The sequence below is a fragment of the Variovorax sp. P4_D9 genome, assembly GCF_056401695.1.
Window position 1 is genome coordinate 1 of record NZ_JBFUIU010001651.1, and the last position, 770, is coordinate 770.

Genomic DNA, 770 nt, shown 5'->3' on the forward strand with positions numbered 1-770 from the left:
ACTTTCCAGTGGTCGGCGAATTCGACGGCGTCGACGAGCAACGAGAGTTCGAGGATTTTGCCGACGACCTGCAGGATCCGTCTGCGCTCGAAGTGGGCTACTTCCACATAGAGCCGTCCTATGGCATCGTGCCATTCTCGGAGCCGTTGTCGCAGCACCCGAGCTTTGGCGGCGGCGTCGCCGCAGGCGAGCGGTTTATCAAGGCAGCCTATGAAGCGATTCGGAAGTCCCCGCTATGGGCAACGAGTCTCCTGATCATTACTTGGGACGAGCATGGCGGTTTCTACGATCACGTAAAACCCGGCCCCGCGATACCAACCGGAAATCTTGGACGCGCACATGGATTCACTTTCGACCAACTCGGACCGCGCGTCCCGGCGGTGATCGTGTCCCCGCTCATTCGAGGAAATCTGATCGAACACAGAGTATTCGACCACACAGCGATTCCCGCAACCCTCAGTCGAGTTTTCCAGCTCCCGTCACTTGGAGCGCGCGATGGCATCAACGGAGGTGTCGACCAGCTTGTCGGCGGCGTGTTCCGATCAGAGACGCCCTCAACCTTGCCTGATGCTGCTTCCACGGGACTGGTGGCAGCAGGGGCGACCACTCCGGTCGACAAGGCGATCGCCCACAATCCCGCCGCACTCATCTTCGACGATCCGCATGGAAATCTGACTGCGGTCCTCCATAGTGCAGTTGTCCGCCATCTCAAGTTCGCTCCAGTGGGGGAACACGCCGCCATAGTCGAGCGAGTTCGGTTGCTCCGCACC

1 protein-coding gene is annotated in these 770 nt (G+C 60.0%); it reads left to right on the forward strand.

Features of this window, described 5'->3' with window-relative positions:
- A partial coding sequence (locus AC1DY5_RS57540) for an alkaline phosphatase family protein (protein WP_478123024.1) occupies positions 1 to 770 on the forward strand: 770 nt, incomplete at both ends.